This window comes from Enterococcus raffinosus (assembly GCF_001886185.1).
GTDB classification, from domain to species: Bacteria; Bacillota; Bacilli; order Lactobacillales; family Enterococcaceae; genus Enterococcus_A; species Enterococcus_A raffinosus.
In genome coordinates, this window is the sequence record NZ_JXLA01000089.1 from 1 (window position 1) to 2,174 (window position 2,174).

At 35.7% G+C, this 2,174-nt stretch carries 3 protein-coding genes and 1 pseudogene; 3 read left to right on the top strand and 1 reads right to left on the bottom strand.

All coding sequences use genetic code 11. The features are described 5' to 3' along the window. Positions 1–197: 197 nt before the first annotated feature. From RV13_RS20230 to RV13_RS21115, 3 genes are read left to right on the top strand one after another with little or no spacing between them, the layout of a single operon-like run. Positions 198–1,358, top strand: coding sequence for a LysM peptidoglycan-binding domain-containing protein (locus RV13_RS20230; protein ID WP_060789125.1), 1,161 nt, complete (start codon positions 198–200; stop codon positions 1,356–1,358). 55 nt (positions 1,359–1,413) lie between these two features. Continuing rightward, entirely contained in the window at positions 1,414–1,617 is a 204-nt protein-coding gene (locus RV13_RS20235) for a hypothetical protein (protein ID WP_060789126.1), read from the top strand. 44 nt (positions 1,618–1,661) lie between these two features. Beyond that, a complete protein-coding gene (locus tag RV13_RS21115; protein ID WP_010745851.1) occupies positions 1,662–1,817 on the top strand; it encodes a hypothetical protein in 156 nt (51 codons plus the stop codon). Positions 1,818–1,844: 27 nt separating this feature from the next. On the opposite strand, the pseudogene RV13_RS20240 reads toward RV13_RS21115, so the two are convergent. Continuing rightward, a pseudogene (locus RV13_RS20240) lies at positions 1,845–2,174 on the bottom strand (peptidoglycan amidohydrolase family protein); the annotation flags it as partial.

Here is a 2,174-nt window from a genome sequence, read left to right on the forward strand (position 1 = left end):
TGCCAGCTGCAGGCAACAACGCTTCAAGTACGCTGCAAATAAGCCGTTTAATATATCTATATTTATCGTCAATACACTATTATATACCATTCGTTGATATTCGTTAAAAATTTTTTTGGCACAGAAATTGGCACAAAGAATTATCTAACATGATACAATATTTTTGTAATACATATCTTATGAAAGAAGGGGAAATTTTGAAAAAGTTTTTAGGGTTTATTTCATTGATATTTCTTTCCATATTGCTTACGGCATGCGGCAATAAAGTATCTGTCGAAGATTTAAAAGCAAATGATTGGCAAATGGATAAAGAAGAAAATAAGGAAGATATTAACTTTAAGGTGTCGTTTAGTGATCATATTATGACATGGGCTCCGGATATGTCTTCAGTAAAAAGCGAGGCATCTAACGAATGGGAGAAAATGGGAGAAGACTTTGGAAAACAGATAGTTGAGAATATCAAATACAAGGTTGAATATAAGCTCAAAGGAACGACCATACATCTAAAGGAAAAAGATTTAAATTTAGATGACGATTACAGCATTGAAAAAGATGGCAATAATATTGTTTTAACTCCTGAAGATAAAGATGCTCAGAAATTAATTTTAAAACCTTATTCAAAGAAAGCTAAATCAAAGGAAGCTTCTACTACTAGTTCAACTTCCAAGAATAAAAATGTTGCCGACTTATCAAAGGTCATTGAAAATTTCAAAAATGACGGGCTAGAAGTGAACGAACCTAGAAAGATGACAAAAGACGATTACGGAATGGCACCACTAAAGGCAAAAGATGGAATGATTTTTGGTGTTCAAGTTGGAACTGACGGTGAATATCAAAATGCAAGAATTTTCTCTTTTGAAAATGTTGATGATTTGAACGACACCAAAAAGTATTATGATGACCTTGGGAAAGAATCATCTATGACTTTTTCCTATACTGCTGCGAATGAGGACAAATTAGTGTTAATGCAGTTCAATGGAGATCTTCCAAAAGAAGTTGTCGATAAATATGTAGATAAAGCTGATTTGACTTTAACGCCAGTGAGTTTCAACACAAATTCTTCAAGTTCTCAAGATACGCAAGATGGAAACACAAACAGTTCTACGGCTACTGCTAGTCCAGAACAACAAACACAACAAGCAGCTCCACAACAGGACCCAGCACAGCAAGAGCAAGCAGCCGAACAAAATGATTCTTCGGCCGACACTGGTACTCAGTATGGTACAGTTCAACCCGGAGAGGGTCCTAAAGAAGTTGCCGGACGCTACGGTATGAGTGTTGAGGATTTCCTAGACGCAAATGGAATGGATGCTGATAATTATTATTTTGATCCAGGTCAGCAAGTTGTTGTTAAATAAAGCAAAATAAGTACCCTCATTTAGAAATAGATGCGCTTTAAGGAGTTGTTAAAAAATGAAGTTTGGAGTTCGTAAGCCTAGTTTAAAAAAATCATTCAGCGCTAGAACTACCGGAAATGCAAAGCGTCAAATAAAGAAAGCCGTCGTTCCCGGCTATGGTAAAAAAGGATCAGGCTGGATTAAGGATCCGAAGAAAGCTGCCTATAATAACGTTTACAATAAGACATCCTTCCGTTTATGGGATATATTCAAGAAATAAACTTTCCGGATTTGCGTACCTTCTCTTTGAGGAGGTACTTTTTTATGTATGTAATCTACGATGAGCCGAGAGGAAATATTAAGCTAATTGAGGAAATGTTTGATGAAGTTATCTTCGAGGTTACAGTATATGCAAAATGCGAGGTTAATGTGATGATTGACTTCTTATTACTCTATGCGAATATTGCTACATTAAGTTAAGCCCCCACGTAATGTGAGGGCTATTTTTTAATAATTAAATCCTTTGATGTGTGAAGGATTGATATTCACATCTTTTACTTTACCCATATCTTTGATTTCATTCAAAACGATCGGAGCATCATGGTCATTGAAGCCTTCACCTTTTACTCGAACATCATACGTCCCATAAGAGTTCTTTTCTGCGTACGTTTGCTTATCAAGAAGTACGTCTTTTAGGAAACTACGCATATGGTCTTCCATTTTCTTACTTTGTGCATCATTGAGATTTCTAGCCTCAATTTTTATGATAGGTTTGTCTCCATCGACAATCGCAATATTTTGCTGCATGTAAGTTGGATAGTATGACTTTAGTTCTTG

Excerpts from the sequence above, each read along its gene's own strand:
- RV13_RS20235 (WP_060789126.1), top strand. The coding sequence starts at position 1,414 with ATGAAGTTTGGAGTTCGTAAGCCTAGTTTAAAAAAATCATTCAGCGCT.
- RV13_RS21115 (WP_010745851.1), top strand. The coding sequence starts at position 1,662 with ATGTATGTAATCTACGATGAGCCGAGAGGAAATATTAAGCTAATTGAG.